General features: G+C 68.7%; 2 protein-coding genes. Both read right to left on the bottom strand.

The annotated features are described in order from the left end of the window. Nucleotides 1-47: 47 nt before the first annotated feature. Entirely contained in the window at nt 48-587 is a 540-nt protein-coding gene (locus ACFV9G_RS29835) for a hypothetical protein (protein WP_378733101.1), read from the bottom strand. After that, nucleotides 584-1,591 (bottom strand): hypothetical protein (locus ACFV9G_RS29830; protein ID WP_378733098.1); only part of this gene is annotated, 1,008 nt, incomplete at its 5' end. The genes ACFV9G_RS29830 and ACFV9G_RS29835, both read right to left, overlap by 4 nt.

Below are 1,591 nucleotides of genomic sequence, written 5' to 3'. Positions count from 1 at the left end.
CTCTGGAGCCCAGTTGTGGAGACGGTGACTCAACCGACCAATGCCCATCAGCCCGACCGTACGCACATCCTCGCCGAGATCCGCCCCATCACCTCGGTGAGGCAGGACAGGATGGTCTTGTCGTCGCCGTCGCTGGTCAGGTAGTCGATGGCCGTGCCGGTCGGCACGGCGTCGATGACGAGGGGTGGGCCGCCCGCCAGCGCGGGCGTGAACAGGTTCGCGCAGACGGTCGCCTGGTCGACGGTGAGCATCGTCTGCGTGCCCGGGTAGCGGGCGTCGAGGTAGGCCTCCAGGGTGGCCGCCCCGAGCTGCGCGGTGCTGGCGCTTCCGGCGTCACGTGGCAGGGCGGCGCCCGCCCATACGGGAATGTCGGTGGCGGTGTCGACGGCCACGATCAGAGACCGTCCTGGTGCCGTCGCCGATTCCCAGTCAGCGGGGGCGCCGTCCAGTGCCAGCTCGAACTGGAGCGTGGTCTGCGCTCCCAGCCTGCGGGACAGGGCCCCGGTCGGTTTGAGCGAGGGCAGGTCCTCCACGATGCCGCCGGTGCGCAGATCACAGCCGTACCAGGCGAGTTCGACGGCGGTCACGACAGCGGGTACCGGATGCCGCGCAGGGTGAACCAGACCGCTTCCGTGTTGCCTGCGTCCTGGCCGCCGAGGCTGACGGTCCCGTCCGGGTTGAAGTTGACGAGCATGGAGTGGACGACGGACGAGGAGTTGGAGACTCCGGTGATGCTCGTGACGTTGCGGGCGACGACGACGGTCGCCCGGTACGTGGGCCGCAGCGCCGCAGCCAGGGCCGCATTCAGGATGTTCACGGTCTGGGCGCCAGCAGTGCGGTTGGCGCCGCCGTCCCACTCAATGTACGTGGTGCCTCGGTCGACGTACGTCCGGTACCGGATGGGCCCGTTGCCGTTCCCGTTCGTGGCGTTGCCCTGCGCGTAACCGGTGCCCAGCGTTGGAGTGGTCCAGCCGACGGTGTCGACCTTCTGCATCGTCTCCCACGCCGTACCGGTCCAGCGTTGCAGGTTCGTACCGTTGTCGCGGTACTGGCCGACGTAGAAGCCGGCGGCACTGGCGTCCGGCACGATGCCGCCAGCCGCCACTGTCACCGGCGTGACCGTGTTGTTGACGCTGGGGGAACCGCCGCCGACTGCCGGCACCGTGATGTGCGCCAGCCGCATATAGATCACGGTTCCCGACGGAGTCGGCGCGCTCGGCGTCGATGACGGAGTGCCCGGCAGGTACACCACGTCAGCCTTGGCCTGCCCAGATCCGTCGACGGCGTTGTCCCACACGCGCAGGTACACCAGGTCGATGCGGGACAGTGTCGCGTGCGCCGCGTCCAGGGTCAGGTTGGACGTGGACGTCATGGCGACCCGGTAGACGCCCTGCTCGGCGTAGTAGAGGCTCGCAATGCCGGTGCCTACGGTGATCGTGGTACCGGACACCGTGACGGTGAAACCGCCCGAGCCGGGGAGGATGCCCGTGCGGGCGCCGAGTGGGTGGCTGCCGTTATTCATCACCATCAGCGAGTCGATGCGACGCGCACGCATGGCGTCGACGGGAAGGCCGTCGATCCAAGAGGGGTT

This window comes from Nocardioides sp. NPDC059952, assembly GCF_042730435.1.
Lineage (GTDB): Bacteria > Actinomycetota > Actinomycetes > Propionibacteriales > Nocardioidaceae > Nocardioides.
Note: the sequence above shows the minus strand (reverse complement) of the source record. Positions and strands in the feature narration are given on the sequence as shown.